This window comes from Paenibacillus guangzhouensis (genome assembly GCF_009363075.1).
Taxonomy (GTDB): Bacteria; Bacillota; Bacilli; order Paenibacillales; family Paenibacillaceae; genus Paenibacillus_K; species Paenibacillus_K guangzhouensis.
This window is the reverse complement of record NZ_CP045293.1, coordinates 5,129,568-5,152,325: the sequence shown is the minus strand read 5'-3', so window position 1 is coordinate 5,152,325 and position 22,758 is coordinate 5,129,568. Positions and strand designations below refer to the sequence as shown.

Here is a 22,758-nt window from a genome sequence, read left to right as displayed (position 1 = left end):
CCGACCGTAACGGTCAGTGTCTTCTTCTTTTGACAGGTTTATTTGGTTGAAATGGTAATGATCTTGTTTTGTGTTGTCAGACTCTTAGAAATCGATTGTTCTCATCGAGAAGTTTAAGTTCCTTGGCCTGCGCTATCGCTTTTGTACGCCGGTTGACCTTTAATTTGGCGAAAATATTTTTGACATGAACCTTCACGGTGCCGAGGGCGATGATTAGGCGATCGGCAATCTCCTTATTGGACAATCCTGCTGCTAAGAGCGCGAGCACTTCCAGCTCTCGATCCGTAAGTGGTTCCTCCATCACGGCCGATGGTGGTTGCACGCCATCCGTTGCGCCTGAATCCGTCGGATCAGCTGAGCCATGCAGCTTATATAGGAACAGACCGTGTGCGGCCATCGCGAGAAGAACCGCCTTGCGGTCTGGCGTAAATATGCCGCCCATCAGCTTGTTCTCAAGGTACAGCACGCCGAGCAATGTGCCGTGTATCGCGACAGGGAGGCATAAGACCGATTGCGGCTGATGTATGGCGATATAAGGGTTATGAATAAGCCAGCTCTCTACTCCGGCGTCAAAATGGACTTCTTCTTGGGTTCGGAAGACGTAGCGAGCAATCCCCTCCGGTACAAGCGAGCTGTCGGTCATCCCGCAGGGGAGCGGGACGGTCTGCCCTGCTGTATGGACGTAGGCCTGAATGGATATGGCTTCCTGGTTATTCGTGAGCAGCGCACCTTTGCTTGCACCTGCATATTTCATCATGGTATGTAGAATTTCCTCGAGTACCGTGTCCTGATCTGCTTGATTCGTGATCGCCCGGGTCGTCTGCAGGATGACCGCGAGATCTACGTTATTATCCATCGCATGAAGTTTTGTTGGCCATTCCGACGCTGCTTGCGAAGCGGCGGGCTGTTCTATCGCAATGTCTTTATGTTTAGCCGAATGTTCGCTATCCGCCTCCTGCTCAAGCCATTCATGTATCTGTCGCTCCATTTGCTCGATTTTGATCGGCAATTCCCATTGATTGTAGCCTTCTAAAGCTAGATCCAGATAGAAGCGTGCTGTTTTTGGGTGACCGCGATCCATATAGTAGTGGGCTGCCCGTTCCGCCGTGAGACCGGCAATATGTATATTGCCATACTCCCTTGCTGCCCGGATCGCCTGATCGTATCCGCTTTCCGCTGCGGCGTGATCGCCGGAGGCACGTGCATATTCGGCTTGAAGAAGGTACAGCCGCGCTTGGAAATTCGCCGGGCTCCAAGCCGCCCATTTGCGGAATAGGCGAAGTTGACGGTTCAGCGCTTTGGTGCCGTGCGGCGATCTTCTCGTCGGCGTCCAGACAGCCAATTCCGCCAGCGAAGCGTAGAATAGGCATTCTCCCAGATGAGGCAGATGGGTAGCGAAGGATTCATAAGGCTTCGCATCCCGAGCCCAGCGAATCGCTTCCTCATATCGGCCCAACAAATAACAGAGCTGCGCCTTATAGGTGCTGAATTGATATAACGTCGTCGCAGCCGTCTCTTCCTCGCGGATGCGGCTTAGAAACTCTGCCTCTTCGAATCCACCCCCGCTGAATGAGTCTGGCGCATCCGTACCGCCCTGTAAGGCGAGGATGAACTGCTGGTATAGATAGAAGTTCTGCTTCACGAATTCATCGTTGGTCGTATCCAGCGTGCCCATATAATCCGCAATCGATCTTGCCAACTCGTTTAAGGGAGCTCTCGTATACAAAGAATTGATATGTGCGCCCATGGCATAGCTGGCAAACACATAATCGCCCGAGCCCATGCCATAGCGGAGCGCCTTCGCCAAGTAGGCATCTCCTTCGCTCGCATGACCGGCAAATTGGCAGAGGACGCCGCCGAACATCGTATACGTTTTGCTCATGATGGATTGCGCATTGTACCGTTCGGAGAGCTCGACGCCGATTTTGGCAAGGGCATAGCCTTGGTCGAATTTGCCGGCCGCCGTACCTAGAATCATGCCGTACGCGGCATATACAGCGGCGGAAACCGGCGAGTTCCCATATCGCAAGGAGAGCTGAATCGCTCTGCACACGAGCAGAAAGAAGACGTTCTTATTCGTGAAAAATGTGGATGGGATGATCGCCAAGATCAAATTCATCGCAGTAATCCGCTCCGGATCCGACATTTCCTCCAGCTGTATGAGCTTGTTATAGCCCGGGCGGAGTAGAGCTTCCAGACGCATGCCTTCCATTAGGAGCATGAATTTGCTAGGGTTGGCAGAAATGATGATACGGTGCTCCGCTAGACATTCTAGGCCAAGCGCCGTCCCCTCCAGATATTTGCCTTGATTGATGTGCTGCATGATTCGGATCATCTGGACTCGGCTTCGTTCCATCGGGCTGCGCGCTCGTTCGAGCAAGAAATGCATCTCCCGATCGGAGTTCTCATGGAAGCCGCAAAGATACTCGCACTCTGCCTGCTGGGCGTGCAATTCGAAGCAAAGATCAAAGGCTCGGTCCCAATTCTCCGCGACGAGCAACCCGGCTCCTTTTCGGAAATAACCCAGTGCCACGTCATAGGCAGAGGATGCCTTAGCCCGATTGCCGGCATCTAGGTTCAGCTCGATCAGTTGAAGTAGCTGCTTGGGATCTCGGATTTGATCGGACCCCCGGTTCAGATGATTAACGATTTCGAAGATATACGCGCCAACCTGAGCGTCAATTCCGCTCAATGCTCTTCCGATTCGAATGTGCAGGCGCTGCCTCGATTCATCATCGAGCCGACCATAGATGAATTGCTGGATGCTGTCATGCACAAAACGGCATTGATCGCTTCCGAATGGCGCAACCAGGCCCTCCAGTTCGATTGCCGTCCACGCTGCGTCCATTTCGCTAGCCTTGCAATCCCCTACCACAGCAATGAGTTCGGGGTGAAACGTGCTTCCGATCGAGGCTGCGATGCTGAGCAGTTCTTGCGCGAGCTTCGGCAGCCGGCGCAGACGATGATCAATCAGCTGATGGATCGCATAGCTCGGGTCCTGCTCGATCATCCGTCCTAGATCCCATTCCCAACTGCGCTTTTCCTGGTTGTAGCTCAGGATGCCGTCGTCCAATAACCGAAGCAGAATTTGTCGCAGATGAAACGGATTGCCGTTCGTGCGATGGTACAACAGTTCCGTTAAGGAGAGGGTCATGTCCGTCTCATGATGAAGCATTTCCATGACGATCTGGTTCATATCCTGCAGATGTAACGGATCTAGTTGAAGATGACGAATGACGGCGTGTTCGATGGGACTGCCGTCCGTCTCGTAGCCTGGCAGTCTGGCGGGATCGATTTCCTTATCGCGATAGGCGCAAATCATCAGGACATATTGGCATTCCGGATCTGACAGCAGGGCATGGATTAACTGAAGCGAGGAACTATCAGCCCATTGCAGATCATCAATGAAAAAAACGAGCGGATGTTCCTTCGTAGCCAGCGTCTGCACGAATTTGCGAAATACGTACAGGAATCGTTTTCTTGCTTCGTTCGCGGGAAGTTCTTCCGCAGGGGCGACGTGGCCAATGATCAGTTCGGCTTCCGGAATCATCGATGTAATGAGTTCAGCGCTTCCGCTAAGCGCGTTGTTCAGCTTGTGTCTCCACTGCTCCACGCGCTGCTGGCCTTCACCAAGCAGATGCCGCATAAGCCCGCGAAAGGCTTGCATGATCGGATGGTAAGGGCTCTCGTTCGATAGCTGCTCGAATTTTCCGGTGATGTAGAAGAAATCGCCCCGGTATTGCTTGCGGAACACTTGATCCAGTAGGCTTGTTTTCCCGATGCCGGCTTCGCCGGCGACATAGACGAGTTCCGTCGATCCGTAGCTGGCGGCGAGGTAAGCTTGCGTGAGGACGGAGATTTCATGCGTTCTGCCGTAAAATCCGGGTTCCATGCGGAATGTATCATGAGGGTGGTCGATTTTATCCAAATCAACGATCAGGTAGTTCGCATTCTGATAGCGATAGTCCGGGTTTTTCTCCAATAGCTTCATGATGATTGCGATAAGGCCGTCGGGGATTTGCACTTTGGGATGCGTTGGCGGCGGAGGGCTCTGAGCCAAGTGCAGATAGACCCACTCGAGCGGATTGTTGGCTGCGAAAGGCAGATGCCCCGTCAACATTTCGTAGAACATCACGCCGACGGAATACAAATCGCTGCGCTCATCCACCGGCCGCAGCATTCTGCCCGTGTTCTCGGGCGAGCAGTAAGGCAGGGAAGCTTCGGACATGACGAAGCCGTCCGGACGAGTATAGCCGCCTTCTAAACGATTGACCGCATAGCCCGAATCGATGACGCAAGCATGGTCCGGGAGCAAGGTGACCCGTTCCGGCCGCAAATCAAGGTGGATCATCTGCTGTTGGTGCAGGCTGCGAATGGCAGACGCAATGGCTCTGGCATAAGGGAGAAATACGCTCGGCTCCATGCCGGCCTGTTCTTCCATGATGTCTCGTAAGACGAAGCTGGAGTCGCCTTGCGCCGTGATGAAGTCGGAAGCGTGGGGATTGGACTCGGAATGTCCGGGTAGGTAATCGGCCTTATTATTACTTTTCATTATCGGTACACCTCTATTATCTGCGAACTCATCTTATTTTCTTATTGTAATGGAAACCATTGCCTAATTACACAAAAAAAACGAAGGCAAATTGCCCTCGTCTGTATTAAATATACGCAACGGATTGGTTATTCGCCGAACAGGAGCATCAGACCGGTACAGATGCTGACGATGACTGCCGGGAATGCATTCACCGGATAGGTCATGCGGTAATTTTCTTTGCGATAGAACAGCCAAGCAAGCACGATCGCGACAAAGACCATGTAGGGATAGCATTGCAGGGCGTAATAAAATGCGACGACCGGCAAGTATCGCTCCGAACCGGGGGCATCGAACAGCATCGGGGAAAACATGGAAACGAAATACCATACGGGCAGCGATACGATATAGAGGCTGTGGATGACGATATTGACGATGAATGAAACTCTCCTGCCGTACGTGCTTGTTGCGATTGAAGTATCCAGCATCGTGCTTCTCCTTTCTTCTTGGACCCTGTTCCAATCATAATCCGCGCGCCCCGAAGGTCGCTATACCACGGAGGAGGTAGATTTTATGCGAATGCAAGCTAATCATTGCCGAACAAGATACTCCTTTAGAGGTATAGAGAAAATAGCGGAATTTATTTAACTTTATTGGAAGGATAGGACTCATTAACAAGGAAAGGCATAGGTGGCTTGGCATGATGAATTCGTTTATCGCGCTGATTACGGTAATCGTACTGGGTATCCTTCTATTGTTCAAAATATGGTGGGATGGGATTGGAACGAGCTGGAGATTTTTGAAATGGTATGGGATCATTATCCTCGTAGCGGCTTTGATCGCGGCGGTCGTCACGTTGTATATGAGTTGAATGCGGAGAGCGGGGAAGGAACAAATGAAAGATTGGGTGCGCAAGAAGCGTTGGATTGCTATCATGCTTATCTTGTTCGTCGCCGGAACGGCAAGTACGCCTCCGGTCAGAGGGGTTGTTGCAGCAGGAGCAGAGGTGTTAGATCAAGAGCAGGCAAACGGCGTCGGGAATGTGTGGGTGAACCGCGACTCTCCCCGTTATCAGACGTTTACGCCCGCAATCGCAGGCAACCTTAGCAGGGTTGAGGTTAGTATTTTTGACAGTTTCGGTGTGCCGGGTTCAGTTGGGGTCAGCTTGTATGAAGAGGGAAACCTGTCGACACCGATCGCTACAGCTCAGCAGGCATATTATGGTGGGGGTGGCTGGATATCGGTAGATTTTTCGGGGACATCTCCTTATCTCAAGAAGGAAAAGATGTATCGAATGGTTCTTTCCACGGAATTCGGTGGAAGTAACGGATTTGGATGGTATCTAAGTAGTAGTGATGTGTACTCAAGGGGGTACTCCGCAGCTTTTGGCCGAGACTTCACGTTCAGGACGTATATGATACCGGATTATTCGCTATCTCCGGCAATGAGCGAGGTCGCTAGCGCCGATACCAGTCTCGTCGCGAATGGGACGAGCCAGACGGATATTACCGTGAAACTGAAAGACGCGCAGGGTCAAGCATGGCCGAGCGGCGGAGAGATTGTGACGCTGACGACGACGTTAGGCACGCTGGGCGCCGTGAGGGATAACGGCGACGGTACATACACGGCGCAGCTGACAGCGCCGACGACGCTAGGCACGGCGACGATCAGCGCAACAGTAGGAGGCCAGGCGGCCGCGTCGAAGGCAAGTGTGCAGCTCGTGGCAGGCGCGCCGTCTGCCGCGCTTAGCACTGTCGATGTGGGCAGTGGGACGCTGACGGCGGACGGGACAAGCCAGACGCCGATCACGGTGAAGCTGAAAGATGCGCAGGGTCATGCGCTGACAAGTGGTGGAGCGACGGTGTCGATAGCGACGACGTTAGGCACGCTGGGCGACGTGAAGGATAACGGAAACGGCACTTACACGGCGCAGCTGACAGCGCCGACGACGCTGGGTACGGCGACGATCAGCGCGACGGTGGGAGGCCAGGCGATCGCGTCGAAGGCGAGCGTGGAGTTCGTGGTGGGTTCGCCGTCTGTAGTGCTTAGTACTGTTGAAGCGAACAGCGGGTCGCTGACGGCGGACGGGGCAAGCAAGACACTGATTACAGTGAAGCTGATCGACGCGCAGGGTCATGCACTGACAAGCGGTGGAGCGACGGTGTCGATAGCGACGACGTTAGGCACGCTCGGAGCCGTGAAGGACAACGGCGACGGCACGTATACGGCGCAGCTGACAGCGCCGACGACGTTGGGCATGGCGACGATTAGCGCGACGGTGGGAGGCCAGTCGATCGCATCGAAGGCAACCGTGCAATTTGTGGTGGGCGCGCCGTCAACTGCGCTTAGCACCGTTGAAGCGGGTAGCGGGACGCTGACGGCGGACGGGACAAGCCAGACGCCGATCACGGTGAAGCTGATCGATGTGCAGGGCCATGCGCTGACAAGCGGCGGAGCGACGGTGTCGATAGCGACGACGTTAGGCACGCTGGGAGCCGTGAAGGACAACGGCGATGGCACGTACACGGCGCAACTGACAGCGCCGACGACGCTGGGCTCGGCGACGATTAGCGCGACGATGGGAGGCCAGGCGATCGCGTCGAAGGCAGCCGTGCAATTCGTGGTGGGTGCGCCGTCAACTGCGCTTAGCACCGTTGAAGCGGGCAGCGGGACGTTGACGGCGGACGGGACGAGCCAGACGCCGATCATAGTGAAGCTGATCGACGCGCAGGGTCATGCACTGACAAGTGGTGGAGCGACGGTGTCGATAGCGACGACGTTAGGCACGCTGGGAGCCGTGAAGGACAACGGCGATGGCACGTACACGGCGCAACTGACAGCGCCGACGACGCTGGGCGCGGCGACGATCAATGCGACAGTAGGAGGCCAGGCAATCGCATCGAAGGCAACCGTGGAGTTCGTGGTAGGCGCGCCGTCAACTGCGCTTAGCACTGTCGAGGCGGGCAGCGCGATGCTGACGGCGGATGGGACAAGCCAGACGCCGATCACGGTGAAGCTGATCGACATGCAGGGTCATGCGCTGACAAGTGGCGGAGCGACAGTGGTCGTGACTACGACACAGGGCACGCTGGGCGCCGTGAAAGATAACGGCGATGGCACGTATACGGCGCAGTTGACAGCGCCGACGACGCTGGGCGTGGCGACGATTAGCGCGACGGTGGGAGGCCAGGCGATCGCGTCGAAGGCAGCCGTGCAATTTGTGGTGGGTTCGCCGTCAACTGCGCTTAGCACCGTTGAGGCGGGTAGCGTGATGCTGACGGCGGATGGAACAAGCCAGACGCCGATCACGGTGAAGCTGATCGATGCGCAGGGCCATACGCTGACGAGCGGCGGAGCTGCGGTGGTCGTGACGACAACACTGGGTACGCTGGGAGCCGTGAAAGATAACGGAGACGGCACATACACGGCGCAGTTGACAGCGCCGACGACGCTGGGCACGGCTACAATCAACGCGGCGGTGGGAGGCCAGGCGATCGCGTCGAAGGTAACCGTGGAGTTCGTGGTGGGCGAAGTAAGCCCATCGCGTTCGACGGTTATCGCGAGCGATCTCGTTGTACGCGCGGACGGCGATGCGACTGCCTGGATCTATGTGCGGTTGAAGGATGCATACGATCATCCGCTCTCCGGCCAGCGCGTGCTGTTGCAAGCGGACGGAGGCAGGTCCGTTATCCAAGATGTATATGGGGCGACGGATGAAGATGGACTTACGGCCTTCGCGGTCCGGAATACGGCTGCGGAGCGCGTCACATATACGGCGACGGCTGAAGCAAACGGAAGGTCATTAGATCAGACCGTGACGATCACGTTCACGTACGATCAGCCTCCTCGCATTGAGCTGAAGGCCGATCCTGTAACGCCGACGTTCGGCAGCGTTACGGTATCGGTAACGGCTTCGGTATATGGCGAGGACAATCGTCTAGCTACGATAAAATGGGCGGCAGGAAGCCAGCCATTGTCCTATTTTGATACGCAAGGGGAAGTAATCGCCGATCATTTCGTGGTACAGGCGAACGGCATCTATTCCGTCTATGTGGTAGATTCGGCAGGGAATGCGAATGTGGCGCTGATCGACGTACAGAATATTGTGCCGTTAAGCAGCGATGCCAATCTAGCTGTCTGGCAGTTGAAGGACAGAGGCAGAGACATTCCGTTCCGATTCGACCCAGCCGCTACGAATTACAAGCTGGAAGTTAGCCATGTGGTGCAAAGTGTGAGCATGCTGCTGATCCAATCGAACGCCGATGCCGTGATCTACCTGAACGGCGTACAAGTGCCGGGCAACGTGTTGACGAAGGAGTGGCCGCTTACAACGGGGGTCAACGCATTTGAGGTCCGCATCCAAGCGCAAGATGGCAGCGATAAACGCTATGTTCTTACCGTCATTCGTTTGGCTGAAAGCTCGAATCCAGAACCTTCGAGGCCTTCGAGCGGCAACACCACCCCTTCGAATAGCCAGACGCCGGATCCATCGGTTAAGGTGCGCATTAATGGCATCGCTATGTCTGGCATCGCAGTACGTCAACAGCAAACGGACGGTGTGAACGCCATCGACGCGATCCTGGATATGAATGCCGTCAAAAAGGTGCTCGCAGCACAATCTGCCAGTGTCAAATCTGAAATGGCCGTCTCGATTGAGGAGGAAGCCGAGCGAGTGGTTCTTCGCCTTCCAATGGAAGTGATACGCGCGCTGGCAGACAAACAGGTGCTCCTCACGCTAAAGACGCAGCTGGGACAATATCGTCTGCCGCTCGCGGGGTTCGCAGCGCAAGAGGCTGCGGGGACAGGCGATGAGCAGCTCCTGATGACGATACAGAAGCGTAAAGCCGAAGCTGGCTTACAGGCTGCGGCGAAGCAAGGTGGGTTCCGCTTCATGGCGGACCCGGTACAGTTCACAATCGAACTGCTGAACCATGGCAAGCGAAATGAACGATCGATTAACGGTGTACAGAGCATCATATATCTCGCAGATGGAAGCGTAGGTTCCGTGTCGGCCATAGTGGCATGGGACCCGCTGAAGTCTAACGGGCGTCCGGTTCCGACGCGATTTATCGACGTTGACGGGCATGCTGCCGCAGTCATCCGAGGTGCAGCGGGCGGCATATTCATCCCGATATCGCGTACGCCTCATTTAAGCGACATCCAAGGTCATTGGGCGGCACCTGAAATTGCCGACATGAACCGCCGAATGATCGTTGAGGGCATCGATGACGGGCGTTTTGCGCCGAATGCGGCAGTCACTCGAGCGGAGCTAGCTAGTCTATTGACGAGAGCCTTAGGCCTAACTGCAAACCAGGAAGCAGCTTTCCGTGACGTGAGCAAGGCGAGCTGGTACAACGAGGCAGTTGCTGCGGTACAAGCTAACGGGATTATGAACGGCCCAGAAAATGGGGTATTCGCACCGGATCGGCAAGTCTCCCGGCAAGAAGCGATCGTAACGATGGTACGAGCGCTACGCCTGACTGAAGGCTCGAGTCCGATGAACGATGCGGGTATCCCGCAAGTCGATTTATCCGCGTATGCTGACAGCGATCGGATCGGCAGCTGGGCGTTAGATGCCATTCGAATAGCTATCCAGAAGGAATGGGTGAAGGGCAGTGGACAGGATCTTCGTCCACAGGAGCCATTGACCCGGGCTGAGGCGGCCGTGTTGTTGCATCGGATGCTGCAGGAAGCGGGATGGTTGGATTGAAGCGGCAAATCAAAGAAGCCGTTGCGTCGATTTCGGCGTAAAACATTGCAAAAGCCAGCCTTCCGAGGCTGGCTTTGTGCCGTTGAGTCTGATTCCGTTGGTTGGTATAATCCGAGGAATGACAGGGGTGGGTAATATCGCCGAACTACGACGATAACGCCTCATTCGTAATGCCTTCAATGTCAATCGGGGAGCGGGTGCCTTCGCGGACCAAGTCAGGTAGAATATGCTTCAGGAAATAGTCCACGCAGTGCAGATTAATTTGTTTAATCTTAATGAGCGCGGAGCGGTACATGACGATGAACTCTTTCTCAGTATTGCCGCATTGCAATTCAGCAAAAGCTTCGTAGACTTGATCCATTTTATCCGCGACTTCTAGGATCAACCCTTCCACGGATTCGTCTTTACCTTCACGCAGCTGTCTGCAGAAGATCGGTTTGAATTCGTCTGGGATATGTTCGTCGATGAAATGTGCGACCATGCCTTCTTCGACTTGCTGCAGCATCGCGCGAAGCTCCATGGAATGATGCTTCACGGGTGTCTTGATATCGCCGATGAAAATCTCGCCGTAGTCATGGCTGCTGGTGATCTCGTATAGCTTCTTCCAGTCCACAGCAACGCCGTTGCTCTCTTCAATATCCGCCAGCGTCTTGGCATATTGAACGACCTTCCAAGAATGCTCAGCGACGCTGTGAGCCTGAAATTTGAACTTCCCCGGGCAGCGAATGATTCGTTCTAAATCGGTTAGTGATTGAAAATACGCATGAATCCCCATATGGTGGTTTCCTTTCGTTGTTGATTGAATTGGATGCTGCTCTAGCGTTAGTATAACGTTCATTTGTTAAAGGATGATTAAGTTTACATGGAAATTTATTCCTAGACCAATGTGATAAATATCATCGGAAATATAGTCAAAATTTTAAATAATAGGGGGAACGATGTTTACGAAGTAAGCTGCATGCAGAGGAGGCGTGAGAACATTGGCGACGAGCCGTGTACCATTCGATCAAGATTACGTGATCAATCAAGTGAGACAGTCATTTCAATGTACCGTATTGTGGTGCGAAGGGCGCCCGTGTCTAGAGTATAAAAACCAAGAAGAGCTGGATCAAATCGCCGATTATGTGAATCAAAATTTCGATAAAGATCTTCTAGACGTATTCTTTTCCGCAATCGAGAGCCTTCCGCCGGAATGATGAAGAAGACGCGATAGTTTAACGACAACCTGACCTGACCAAGAGGTCAGGTTTTTTTTGCGTCGAGGCACATTGAAGCACGCAGTAAAGTTGAATTAACAAATTGAACCATTTAAGCGAAAAGAGGTTGATCCTATGTGTATGAAAGAACAAACCGAGCAATTCCTGAAAAATATTGCGGGCTTCCCGCTGATTCACCACATGACACCGGAAGACATTCGTAAAGTCGTCGTAGCGAACGTCATTTCGTGAATGATGTCGTCATTTTTTATTGAATGTCGCCCTTCGAATGCCTACAATGAAGTAGAACTTTGACAGGGCGTCCAATTCATGCACGCTTCGACACAGGAGGAACGCTCTCTATGCAGCAACGGCTTCACAAGGTTAATAAAATCTATGCCTTACAGTTGGCTACGATTTTTGTAGGATTTATCATTTTTGGCTTCTCCGAAAATATTAAAGGTCCCGCGATCCCACGCATTCAATTTGATTTCATGCTGAATGAATCCCAGCTCGGCACGTTATTATCGCTGAATGCACTCGGTTATTTGCTGGCTTGTTCATTTACTGGCTTTCTTACACGTTTGTGGGGGATTAAAGTCGTAACCGTCGCCGCCTTTGCCCTCATGATTCTGTCTGGCGGCTTGATTTACGTATCCCATAGCTATCCGATGTTTTCGTCCTCTTATTTTCTAATGTATATTGGCAACGGCATGCTGGAGATTGCGCTGGCCATTCTTGGAGCACGGATTTTCGTACGCAATACCGGGACAATGATGAATTTATCGCATGGTTTCTACGGCCTTAGCTCGACAGTGGCCCCCTTGATAGCGACGGGCCTGATGTCGGTCAGCGTCTTCGGGCATATGCTCGATTGGCGCGGGATGTACTTCGTGGTGCTCTCGATGTCTATTGTGCCGATTATTTTTGCGTTAAGTGCGAAATTCCCAGGAGATGATCTACCCCAGGAGGAGCGAACGCCGCTTAAGACGCTCATGCGCGATCCAGTGCTATGGTTCATGGTGCTGATTCTGACCTTTGGCGTCGTATCGGAGCTGGCGGTAGGCGGATGGCTCGTCAATTTCCTTGAGAAAGCTTATGCATGGGATACGGTCAGTGCTTCGAGTATGCTGTCTGCCTTTTTTCTGTGCTTCGCACTCGCTAGACTCCTGCTTGGACCAGCTACCGATCGTATGGGCTTTACGTTATCACTTATTCTATTCTCGGGTTTCTCGGCCGTGTGCACGTTTGCAGCTATTCTAGGTGGGGAAGGCTTGGCGTTCTTATTTGCTGCATCGGGCATCGGCATCGCCATGATCTACCCGACAGTCATGGCCTTTATTGCCAAGAGGTATCCGAACGGCAGCGACACGGCGATCACCTTTACCGTTACGATGATGGGACTCGGCAGCGTCATTGGCAACTATCTGATCGGCATCATTACAGAGGTCGTCAAAAACCTCTATGGATCAGGTACGGAAACAGGACTACGCTATGGGCTTCAAGCGGGTTATGGCTTCATTGGTCTATGCGCGGCGGTCTGCGCGGGCTTCAGCTTTGTTCTGTATCGCTTCCTCAAACGGCGTAAAGAGCTGATTTAATGGGTACCACAGAAGTAACAAAACCCGGCCTCAAGAGGTCGGGTTTTTGGTGTTTTTCAATTATACTTGCTTGAACTCGATCCAATCAATCTGCATACCTGGCTTGACAAAATCAAACTTCAATTCGTAAAGGCCTGCTTCCAGTTCGACTTTCGTAAGCTTCAACGGGAACCATCTGCCTTCTGTACCGTTGGTTTGAATCGTCGTCACGGTTTGATCGTTCAACGTTACGTTACATGCGCTTTGAGCCAACTCATTGTCTGGTGACATGGCATGGGCAAAGATCCGGTATATCCCGGCCTGCTCAACCTTCATAATGGTGGATCCAGTCGTGGAGACAGTAACCTGTGTATTTTGGGATAATGGTTGCACTTGTTCCGACGAGAGCGTTGGATTCGCTGTGAAGGCTGGGATTGTTTCTTCAATGATTTGCTCTCTGGAGAACACCGGTGCTTGCATCAGGAACTCACAAATATTCGTCGCACAGCGTTGCAGCTCACCGCGGGTTAAGGAACCCTTAGCCAAGGATTCAATCGTATTGTCTCCCCAAATATTGGTTTCCGCGCCGTAGTTACTCACAACCATATACAGATCGTTTTGCGCTCGGACCATCATATTCGTATATTTCCGATCCGCAGGCCCTCCATGAACAACATCATTCATGATCGCCCACCAATCCGTCATCACGATACCCTTGAAGCCCCATTCCCCACGTAGAATCGTGGTGTTCAGATCATAATTCGACGCCGCCCAATGCCCGTTAATCGGATTATAGGAGGTCATGATCGAATTTGCGCCCCCTTGTTTGACTGCGATTTCGAATCCTCTTAGATAGATTTCCCGAAGGGCACGCTCAGACACGACGGCATTGACCTTGCTGCGGTGCTTCTCCTGGTTATTGCAGGCGAAATGTTTCAACGTACCGTTCGAGCCGCCTTTCATAATGCCGCGAGTGCATGCAGCAGCGAACATTCCGGAAATTAGCGGGTCTTCTGAGAAATATTCAAAATTGCGCCCATTCAGCGGACTGCGTCGAATATTTAATCCGGGTCCTAGTAAGGCGTCAATGTTGTAGCTTAATAATTCTTGGCCTTCCATGATGTAGAGTTCTTCAACCAATTCGGTGTTCCACGTTGCGGCAAGCAAGGTCCCAATGGCTACTTGCGTCGCCTTCTGACCGCTATCCATCCGAATGCCGGACGGACCGTCCGCCGTACAGGCAACTGGGATGCCGTAACTGAGCAAGGGATCACTTACGCCTCCAAAGGCTGAAGCTGTACCCGGTGTAACTAGCGGACTGCTCATGCCTTCTCCTCTGACAATCGCCGCGAGATCCTCATCGCTGAGTTGGGCGATAAAAGCGTCCATGCTCACCTTCTGATCATAAACATCTCTTAACACATACCCTTGATTACCCGTCTGTTCCAACGTCTTAGGCAGATTTTTCTCGATCCGTTCCGCAAGCGAAACCTTGCGTGTCGACACCTCTGCATAGGTAAGCTCGTAAGTGCCGTCTTCATTTCGAGTGCCCGGTTTCATACGTGTAAAGCTTTCCGTTGGGGCCATCGCTTCTTGCAGCTGTTCCACGACTTGAAGAGTGTCCAAGATGTATCCTTTTTGTCCATCAACGTCGATTTCCACGACATTCTTGACACTATTCCCTACGTATAGATGATACGTTCCGGCTTCCATTACATAGGCGGAAGGGTGCCCCGTCACACCGACATCATCATAAGAGGCCATGGTCTGAACAGGGAAACTCACGGTAAGATGCTGCGATTCGCCCGGGTTTAGTTCTTTCGTCTTTACGAATGCTGCAAGGACTTTTGCAGGTTGGCCCAGCTTCCCTTGTGGCGCTTTGTAATACACTTGAACGACCTCTTTACCAGCAAAGTCGGTTCCCGTATTTTGTACCGTTACGCCGATTTCAACGTATTGTTTGCCTTCTTTGACTGTCAGTATAGCTTGTTCAGGCTGTATGCTAAATACGGTGTAAGATAAACCGTAACCGAACTCAAACTGGACTTTATCCGGTCGAAAGGTTTCAAAATAACGATAACCAACGTAGATATCTTCTTCATACACGCTTCTTAACTCATTGCCGTAATTGCGAGTTGAAGGATAATCGTCGATCGAATAGGCAATCGTATCCGTTAATTTACCGCTCGGTGTCACGTCTCCGGCCAGCACGTCTGCAATGGCATTGCCGCCTTCCATGCCGCCATGCCATGCGTAGATCACGCATGAAATCGGGTGGACGTAGCTGTTATCATTCATCCAGCTCATATCAATGATGTTCGATACGTTGAGTACAACGGCAGTTTGCTCGAAATATGTGGTTACTCGCTCCAGCATTGCTTTTTCTTCTGCTGTTAACTGATAGCTTCCCGGCGCATCGGCATTATCCTGATCTTCTCCTGCTGTACGTCCGATCACAATGATCGCCTTGTCGGATTTGTTTCTAGCTTCTTTCACCAGCTCATCGCTTAAAGGCATTTCCTTCTGGTGCCAAGGCTCAGCCGCCCAGCCGCCTCCGCCATTATCGAATGGATTCTGTTCAATCCATGCCTCATATACCGCTGCTAGGTCTTCATTGACGGTGATATTCTTTTTACCCCGAAGACCGTCTAACAGATTGGTTGTATGGGTGACATGGACACTGCCGCCCGAACCTGTGCCGCTGCGATAATAGTTCACTTGGGTTCTACCGAAAATCGAAACGTTTCTCTGAATGGGAAGAAAATGCCCTTCATTCTTTAGCAAAACAGCACCTTCTGCGGCTACTTTTCTGCTAAAATCAGCAAAGCCTTCTAATGGAACTCCGAATTTTTGATTGTTCAATACATTCCCTCCACGATGTTCAATTCCTCTACACGACTAGGTTTCTTTCATTTGTCTAGTATCATAATACCAAATTTGTAGACAGATATGAAAGGAAAACCTCACTGAAAATCCATGGTGTTGCGGAATGTGTCATCTCATGGCAGGGTTTACTTTATTCTCTGAAATAGAATCGATACGATTCGATTGGCCAAATGTGGAACGAATAAGGACAATGGAACGGCTACAGAAAACGCAATCCCCCAGCCTTTCAGCCATTGTGCAATAAATTTGCCATCAAAACCTATATTTATTGAGGTCATCGTAAAGGAAATACACATGGATACGATAAGGGAGTTGATCACTTTGCTCATCATCAATTGTTTTTTGTCCATGATGAACACCCTAATTCACTTCAGGAGCATATCCTTGAATCCATCTTCCCATGTTGGAAACACCGGGCTCCATCCTAGTCGCCTAGCCTTGGCGTTGGATGCCCCGCGCTCGATCCCACTACGTCCTTGAAGTATAGCTGGTTCGTCGGCACCGATCAGCTTCGCGTAAGCGGGGATCCAGACGTTGCCGGGAACGGGCATATCATCGACAATATTGAAGATGCCGGATTCCCAATCGAGCGCGAGCATGATCGCATTTACCGCGTCCTGCACGTGGACGAAGGAGGTTACGCCATCGGTGGCAGTCATTTCACGCTTCCTCACCTTATCGGCGATACTGCCGTCAGCAGCATACCACGTTCCTGGCCCGTACAGCGCCCCGTTGCGCAGGATGACATACTCAGGAATTTCGGTGACCTTCTGCTCTAAGGAGACGATGCCGTCGATGGTCGTCTTCCTTGGCTCTGCCGCGGACAGATCTAGTGCCGTATCTTCCGTCGCGGGAGCATCCCCTGCCTCGTACGCCCACGATATGCTCTGCGCCACGATCCTCTTCACATGGACACGCTTCGCGGCATCCACAATGTTCTTGGTGCCCTCGATTCGTACGTGGGCATTATCGAAAGTATTCCATTGTCTCAGCGCCGTAATCTGATGAATCACCACGTCAGGCTGAAATACTTGAAACATATGATCAACATCTTCCTGAAGAAAAGCGTCGACAACAAACGGTTCTGCCTGCATTTCTGCGACGATGCGCTCACTCGCGGCACTTTTTACCATGCCTCCGACGACATGACCATCCTTAACCAGCAGGGGGATTAGGTTTCTCCCAATGACACCGCTCGCTCCAGTTACTAATATTCTCATTCTACTCCCTCCACATCTTAAGCTGACATTTCTTTCTATACTTGTAGTCTTGGTGCGCCATGGCCTACATCTACTGTATTACATGCAAATATCCGGTACAATAATAATAATACTCATCTGTACCAGGACAGATTCGGGGGGCGTATGATGTACAAATATGAGCAAATCTATCAGGAGATCGAACGGAAAATTAAAAATAAAATTTACATAGAGGGCACGAAAATTCCTTCGATCCGTCAGCTATGTGAAGCATTCAACTGCAACAAAGGCACGATTATTGCCGCGCTTCAGGCTCTTGAACGGGACCATTACATCTATTCTGTTCCCAAGAGCGGCTATTATGTGGTTCATCGCAGTATTACTGCATCCGATCCTTCAGAGGTGTTGAATTTCTCTTCCAGCATACCGAAGTGGAGTCTGTTCCCGTACCTTGATTTCCAGCATTGCATGAATAGATCGATCGAATTTTATCAACAAGACCTATTCACATACGGTGACTCGCAAGGATTCAATCCGTTAATTTCAAACGTGAAGGCCTTACTGGAATCCTATCAAGTATTCGCAAAATCTAAGGATATCTACATCACGTCAGGCGCACAGCAAGCACTGTACATCTTAACGCAAATTCCATTCCCGAATAACCGGACGAATATATTGGTTGAGCAGCCGACATATCATGTGTTCACTAGTTTTTTAAATACACGGATCTCTACTGTGCGGGGCATTAGACGTTCGGCGGCTGGCATCGATTTTGATGAGCTGGAGCGTATCTTTCAAGAGGAACAGATTAAATTTTTCTACGTCATCCCGCGGTTCCATAATCCGCTGGGAACCTCCTATACGAGGAAGGAGAAGCTGGAATTATTAAGATTAGCGTACAAATACAACGTGTATATCGTGGAGGACGATTATCTCGCGGACCTCGATCAAAATTCGAAGGCCGATCCCATATTCGCCTATGATACGCACCAGCAGGTCATCTATTTAAAGAGCTTCTCGAAAGTGATCTTCCCAAGCCTTCGGCTGGCAGCCACGGTGATTCCTGATGCGATCGCTCAGAGCTTCCACGACTATAAAAGACATATCGATATCAATAGCTCCATGGTCTCGCAAGCAGCTCTGGACGTGTATATTAAGAACGGCATGTTCAGTCGCAACAAAAAAATATTGGCACAATCGTATGGCGATTTGGCGCAAGAACTAAATAAAGCCTTAAAAAAGCATCACCTTGCAGACTCTAACATCCAAATCTATTACTCTGACCAGTCCCCGTCGACCAAAGCAGCGATTCTATTGCCGCCACGCTGCCATATGGGGCAAATCACCAAGGCGCTCGAGCGAAAGCATATTATCGTAGAGTCCATTGCTCAGAACTATATCCAACATTTTGAGCAAGAAAATATACTTAAACTCGATGTATCGACCATTGATTTGCACCGAATCGACGAGGGCATCGAGCAGATTATGAATGAAATCTCTCGATCCATTCGATAGTATCGTGCGTGTTCGTTGATATCTCTACAACAGGATGATGACGCCATCATCCTGCAATTTCCCCGATGAAATGAGCTACCGATGCTGCGAGGCGCTCCGGGCACTGCTCCATCAACACATGGCCGTATCCTTCATACACTTCCGTGCGAAGGCTTGGGACGAGCTGCTGATACCGCTCGAATACACGCGACGGGATCATGCGATCTTTCGTCCCGTGAATAAGCAATGTCGGCATCGCAAGCTGATGGATTCGGTCCGTTAGCATCCCCGTATCATCGTCTGCGAGTGTTTTGGCGATGACGTAAGGCAAGTTGGGATCGGCATAAGGCTTTGTCCATTCGGCAATAAATGAAGGCGTCAGCTGTTCCAACGGGAGGCCGAGGATTCTGGCTAACGCGGCAGGTTTCATCGGCTTGTGCATGGCTTGACGGAACAAACCGTCTAGCCACCCTCTGCGAGCTAACCATCGCACGGGCGGAATAACGCCTCTTCGCAGCCCGTCTGGCGCTACCAGCGTCAAGCTTCGGACCTGGTCGGGCGCTGCTAACGCGATATGGGTCGCGACCTCTCCGCCTAGCGAATGGCCGATGAGATGAACGGGACCGATGTCCAGAGAAGCTAGCAGTGCTAGAATTCGATCAGCTTGCGCCCGCTTGGAGTACAGGGCATCCTTCGGCTTATCGCTGAACCCGGATCCGAGTAAATCAGGGCAGTAGGCGCGATAGGATGTCGCTAGCTGCGCTGCGACATATCGCCAGCAATAGTGATAGGCAGCGGTGCCATGTAAGAGGATGATCGGAACAGAATGCTCCGATCCATAGACAGGGACATGCAGGCTGCCGTCAGGTACAGGTACGGTATGTATGGTTGGATTCATTGGCCTTCACCTCCAGGGTGCACTCGCTCCGGATGGGCGATGAGCCACAAGACGGTGCGTTTAATCATGTGCTGTGCGTCTGCATAGGGTGCAAGAGATGGATTCATGACGAGCAGCAACTGCCACCACTGGTTCAGTCGTTCAGAAGACATGTCATCCGAATGCTGGATAAATTGCTGCAACCTTTCAGTATCTAGTGCGGTATCGGCAGGTTGGAACAAGGAGACATAATCGAGTGCTGCGGTTTGCATCGCGGGATCGATCTCAGTTTTACTTGCTTGCATCAGGTCGATCACGGTCTTCGTGATGCGGGTATATTTTTTCTGCCATGGTGAGGCCTCGATGTCTTGTTCGTTCACTCCTTGCCAGAATGTGCCTAAGCTCCTCTGGATCTCCTCTACAAACGAGGCGTCCTGCAGCAGGGCATTCATTTGTGACCAAGCGGAGAGCTGTTTCTCAGATAGACGGTGCTCCTCGGGCACGAATCCAATGTAGGTGGTGAGCACATGCTCCTTCCAATCTTGCGGTACATTCGGTTCGATAAACGAAGCGTGTAGGGTGGATGCGATGAGGTCCTGCCGCTGCTTCGTGCTCTTATGGATGATCTCTGCAATATCGTGCAAATAGTTCAACTGCGCGTTAGCGTCATCTTGACGGCTCGCTTGCGCAAGGATATCCCGAATCTGCCCGAGGTGGCTCATCTGACTCTCGATTATCCCAAGCTGCCAGTTGATCGATGTTGACACAGGGATCTCATTTTGCAGCATCCGCTTGATATCCTGCACTTTAAACCCGAGGTATCGCAGCAGTAAGATCAATTCCAGCTGCCATATATCCTCTTGGGTGTAGTATCGATAGCCTGCCGGACTGATATGAGAGGCAGGAAGTAGGTGAATATCATCATAATAACGGATGGTTTTGATCGTTGCGCTGGTCAGCTTAGCCACTTCTCCGATTGAATAATAGTTGTCCATGATGTGCTTGTCGCCTCCTTCTAAGTTTAGTATAAAGTCTCCTGTAAATGGAGAGTCAAGCGGGATTGATACGAAATCGAAGAACTCGAACTAACAAGTTCTATAGACAGATAAATAGTAATTTATTACAATAAAAGCAATTAATCCAAACCTACTTCATCGATTTGAAAGCGGTATCACTTCATCCTCTTCTACTTCTATCATTCACCGTGTTACAAGATGATTCTCTCCACTTCGTCTCACTAGAAAATAACGGCCTATATGATTTCGAGTTTATTCATCGCTTCGAACGAGTTAATTAATTGATTCTATCGATCGCTTCATGCTGTCTATCTGTCTATGAATCTAGTTCTCGCATTTCGTTGCAACAATATTCTGCTTAGCGGATCCGATGCACCAGTTCTTGATGCGTATAAGCGGGGTATTCACATAGAAATAGGAGGTGAAAAGGGCGAGTTTCGGTTGTCCATATGATCTAATTTAGAGGAGGAATTTCTATGAGAAGAAGTAATGTCTCAAGACGGTTGTCGATGTTCCGCAAAGCTTTACCTCATCTGGTCATTATTGCCTTATTCTTAGGATTGTTGCCAACCATCGCTGCCGCTGCCGATCGCGGTGCATGGGCGCCAAATGTATCTTATGCGGTCAATGATACGGTGACGTATAGTGGGAACAGCTATAAAGCCATACAACCGCATACGTCGCTCGTAGGGTGGGAGCCGCCGAATGTACCAGCGCTCTGGCAGATTATGCAGGGAGGAGGCGGGGATACGCAAGCCCCAACCGCGCCGAGCAATCTTCGATCGACAGGTACGACAGCCTCAAGCATCGCTCTTGCCTGGGATGCATCGACAGATAATGTCGGCGTTACCGGATATACGCTCTATCAGGGCGGAGCGGTCGTTGCGAATCTATCAGGCAGCACGCTCACGTATACGCATGCAGGACTGAATAGCAACACGACTTATACCTATACCGTGAAAGCCAAAGACGCCGCAGGAAACATATCGGCGGATAGCAACCAGCTAAGCGCAACGACGAGTACGACGAACCCGCAGCCAGATACCGTGCCGCCAACGGTACCGACGAATGTGGTGGTGACAGGAAGTACGTCATCCAGTGTATCGCTAGCATGGAATGCTTCGAGCGATAATGTCGGCGTTACGGGTTATGATGTTTATCGCGGCTCCACGCTCGTGGTATCGGTTACCGGCACGACGGCTACCGTTACTGGCCTAGCGGCGAGTACATCCTATACCTTCACCGTCGTGGCGAAAGACGCGGCAGGCAATGCCTCCGCGCCAAGCGCAGGCGTAACGACAACGACGCCAGGTACAGGTGGCGGCGGTCAGCTGCCGAAGCACACGTTAACTGGTTACTGGCATAACTTCATTAACGGATCATCCAATTTGAAGCTGCGCGACGTGCCGAGTCAATATGACATCATCGCGCTGTCCTTTGCGGAGATGGATCCTGCCAAGCCGGGCGGCGTCACGTTCAATGTCGATGGACCGCTTGCAACGGCGTTAGGAGGCTATACAAATACCGATCTGATTCAGGATATCCAAGCCAAACGCGCACAAGGGAAAAAGGTGATCCTCTCGATCGGTGGCGAGAAAGGCAATATCAACTTGGGCAGCGCATCGCCGAACGTGACGAACTTTGTAGATAGTATGTACGGGTTGATTACGCAGTTCGGGCTGGATGGGATCGATATCGACTTAGAGAATGGCATGAATGTGCCGAATCTGACGAATGCGGTGCGCCAATTGCATCAGAAGGTCGGATCCAGCTTCATTCTAACGATGGCTCCACAGACGATTGATATGCAGAGCCCGAATACGACGTATATGCAGCTCTACAATAATCTGAAAGACATGACGACGGTCATTAACGTCCAATATTACAACTCAGGTTGTATGCTGGGACGGGACGGCAAATGCTACTCGCAGGGAACGATTGACTTCTTGACGGCTCTGTCGGATCTGACCTTGCAATGGGTTGCTCCTTCGCAGCTTGGCATCGGCGTTCCAGCGACGCCTGCGGCAGCGGGTGGCGGTTATGTATCCCCTACAGTTGTGAACAACGCGGTTAATTGTCTTGCGACAGGAAATGGTTGCGGCACCTATAAGCCGGTGGCCAAATATCCAGACTTCCGCGGCGCAATGACGTGGTCGATCAACTGGGATAAGGTGAACAATTTCAGCCTTGCGAATACCGTGAAGCAATTCCTCAGCACACTTCCATAAATTCAAATTTGAAACTCTCGGTCTATTACGCCGGGAGTTTT

The 22,758-nt window shown here is 51.6% G+C and carries 14 protein-coding genes; 6 read left to right on the top strand and 8 right to left on the bottom strand.

The window, feature by feature from the left end; all coding sequences use genetic code 11:
* Nucleotides 1–76: 76 nt before the first annotated feature.
* Both GCU39_RS23120 and GCU39_RS23115 read right to left on the bottom strand, forming a co-directional pair.
* Nucleotides 77–4,552, bottom strand: a complete 4,476-nt coding sequence (locus tag GCU39_RS23120; RefSeq protein ID WP_227793307.1) for a helix-turn-helix transcriptional regulator — start codon at nucleotides 4,550–4,552, stop codon at nucleotides 77–79.
* Nucleotides 4,553–4,680: 128 nt separating this feature from the next.
* Nucleotides 4,681–5,019, bottom strand: coding sequence for a hypothetical protein (locus GCU39_RS23115; RefSeq protein ID WP_152395630.1), 339 nt, complete (start codon nucleotides 5,017–5,019; stop codon nucleotides 4,681–4,683).
* A 212-nt stretch (nucleotides 5,020–5,231) separates the two neighbouring features.
* On the opposite strand from GCU39_RS23115, the gene GCU39_RS31635 reads away from it, so the two are divergent.
* Nucleotides 5,232–5,402: a hypothetical protein gene (locus tag GCU39_RS31635; RefSeq protein WP_193726594.1), complete on the top strand. Its 171-nt coding sequence runs from the start codon at nucleotides 5,232–5,234 to the stop codon at nucleotides 5,400–5,402.
* A 24-nt stretch (nucleotides 5,403–5,426) separates the two neighbouring features.
* Nucleotides 5,427–10,241, top strand: coding sequence for an invasin domain 3-containing protein (locus GCU39_RS23110; protein ID WP_193726593.1), 4,815 nt, complete (start codon nucleotides 5,427–5,429; stop codon nucleotides 10,239–10,241).
* A gap of 145 nt (nucleotides 10,242–10,386) precedes the next feature.
* Here the strand turns inward: GCU39_RS23110 and GCU39_RS23105 are convergent, their stop codons facing one another.
* Entirely contained in the window at nucleotides 10,387–11,016 is a 630-nt protein-coding gene (locus GCU39_RS23105) for a YfbR-like 5'-deoxynucleotidase (RefSeq protein ID WP_152397394.1), read from the bottom strand.
* 196 nt (nucleotides 11,017–11,212) lie between these two features.
* Between GCU39_RS23105 and GCU39_RS23100 the strand changes: the two genes are divergently transcribed.
* Both GCU39_RS23100 and GCU39_RS23095 read left to right on the top strand, forming a co-directional pair.
* Nucleotides 11,213–11,437 (top strand): hypothetical protein, encoded by a 225-nt coding sequence (locus tag GCU39_RS23100; RefSeq protein ID WP_321575601.1) that lies wholly within the window; start codon nucleotides 11,213–11,215, stop codon nucleotides 11,435–11,437.
* Nucleotides 11,438–11,799: 362 nt separating this feature from the next.
* Nucleotides 11,800–13,038: an MFS transporter gene (locus tag GCU39_RS23095; protein WP_152395628.1), complete on the top strand. Its 1,239-nt coding sequence runs from the start codon at nucleotides 11,800–11,802 to the stop codon at nucleotides 13,036–13,038.
* Between the two features lie 60 nt (nucleotides 13,039–13,098).
* Here GCU39_RS23095 and GCU39_RS23090 read toward each other — a convergent pair whose 3' ends face one another.
* The 3 genes from GCU39_RS23090 to GCU39_RS23080 all read right to left on the bottom strand — a co-directional run bounded on the left by GCU39_RS23090 (nucleotide 13,099) and on the right by GCU39_RS23080 (nucleotide 17,123).
* Nucleotides 13,099–15,879 (bottom strand): glycoside hydrolase family 3 C-terminal domain-containing protein, encoded by a 2,781-nt coding sequence (locus GCU39_RS23090; protein ID WP_152395627.1) that lies wholly within the window; start codon nucleotides 15,877–15,879, stop codon nucleotides 13,099–13,101.
* Nucleotides 15,880–16,028: 149 nt separating this feature from the next.
* The gene (locus GCU39_RS23085) at nucleotides 16,029–16,253 is read right to left on the bottom strand and encodes a DUF2798 domain-containing protein (protein ID WP_152395626.1); all 225 of its coding nucleotides are present in this window, start codon (nucleotides 16,251–16,253) and stop codon (nucleotides 16,029–16,031) included.
* Between the two features lie 15 nt (nucleotides 16,254–16,268).
* Complete coding sequence (locus GCU39_RS23080; protein ID WP_152395625.1) at nucleotides 16,269–17,123, bottom strand: NAD-dependent epimerase/dehydratase family protein; 855 nt, start codon at nucleotides 17,121–17,123, stop codon at nucleotides 16,269–16,271.
* 144 nt (nucleotides 17,124–17,267) lie between these two features.
* Here GCU39_RS23080 and GCU39_RS23075 point away from each other — a divergent pair, with 144 nt between their 5' ends.
* Complete coding sequence (locus tag GCU39_RS23075; protein ID WP_227793306.1) at nucleotides 17,268–18,617, top strand: aminotransferase-like domain-containing protein; 1,350 nt, start codon at nucleotides 17,268–17,270, stop codon at nucleotides 18,615–18,617.
* Between the two features lie 46 nt (nucleotides 18,618–18,663).
* On the opposite strand, the gene GCU39_RS23070 is transcribed toward GCU39_RS23075, so the two are convergent.
* Both GCU39_RS23070 and GCU39_RS23065 read right to left on the bottom strand, forming a co-directional pair.
* On the bottom strand, nucleotides 18,664–19,494 hold the full coding sequence (locus GCU39_RS23070; RefSeq protein ID WP_152395624.1) for an alpha/beta fold hydrolase: 831 nt from the start codon (nucleotides 19,492–19,494) through the stop codon (nucleotides 18,664–18,666).
* Nucleotides 19,491–20,468 carry a MerR family transcriptional regulator gene (locus GCU39_RS23065; protein ID WP_152395623.1) on the bottom strand — a complete coding sequence of 326 codons (978 nt, stop codon included), beginning with the start codon at nucleotides 20,466–20,468 and terminating at the stop codon, nucleotides 19,491–19,493. Before GCU39_RS23065 ends, GCU39_RS23070 begins: the two co-directional genes overlap by 4 nt.
* Before the next feature lie 497 nt (nucleotides 20,469–20,965).
* Here GCU39_RS23065 and GCU39_RS23060 point away from each other — a divergent pair, with 497 nt between their 5' ends.
* Nucleotides 20,966–22,717 (top strand): fibronectin type III domain-containing protein, encoded by a 1,752-nt coding sequence (locus tag GCU39_RS23060; RefSeq protein ID WP_152395622.1) that lies wholly within the window; start codon nucleotides 20,966–20,968, stop codon nucleotides 22,715–22,717.
* The last annotated feature ends 41 nt before the right edge of the window (nucleotides 22,718–22,758 follow it).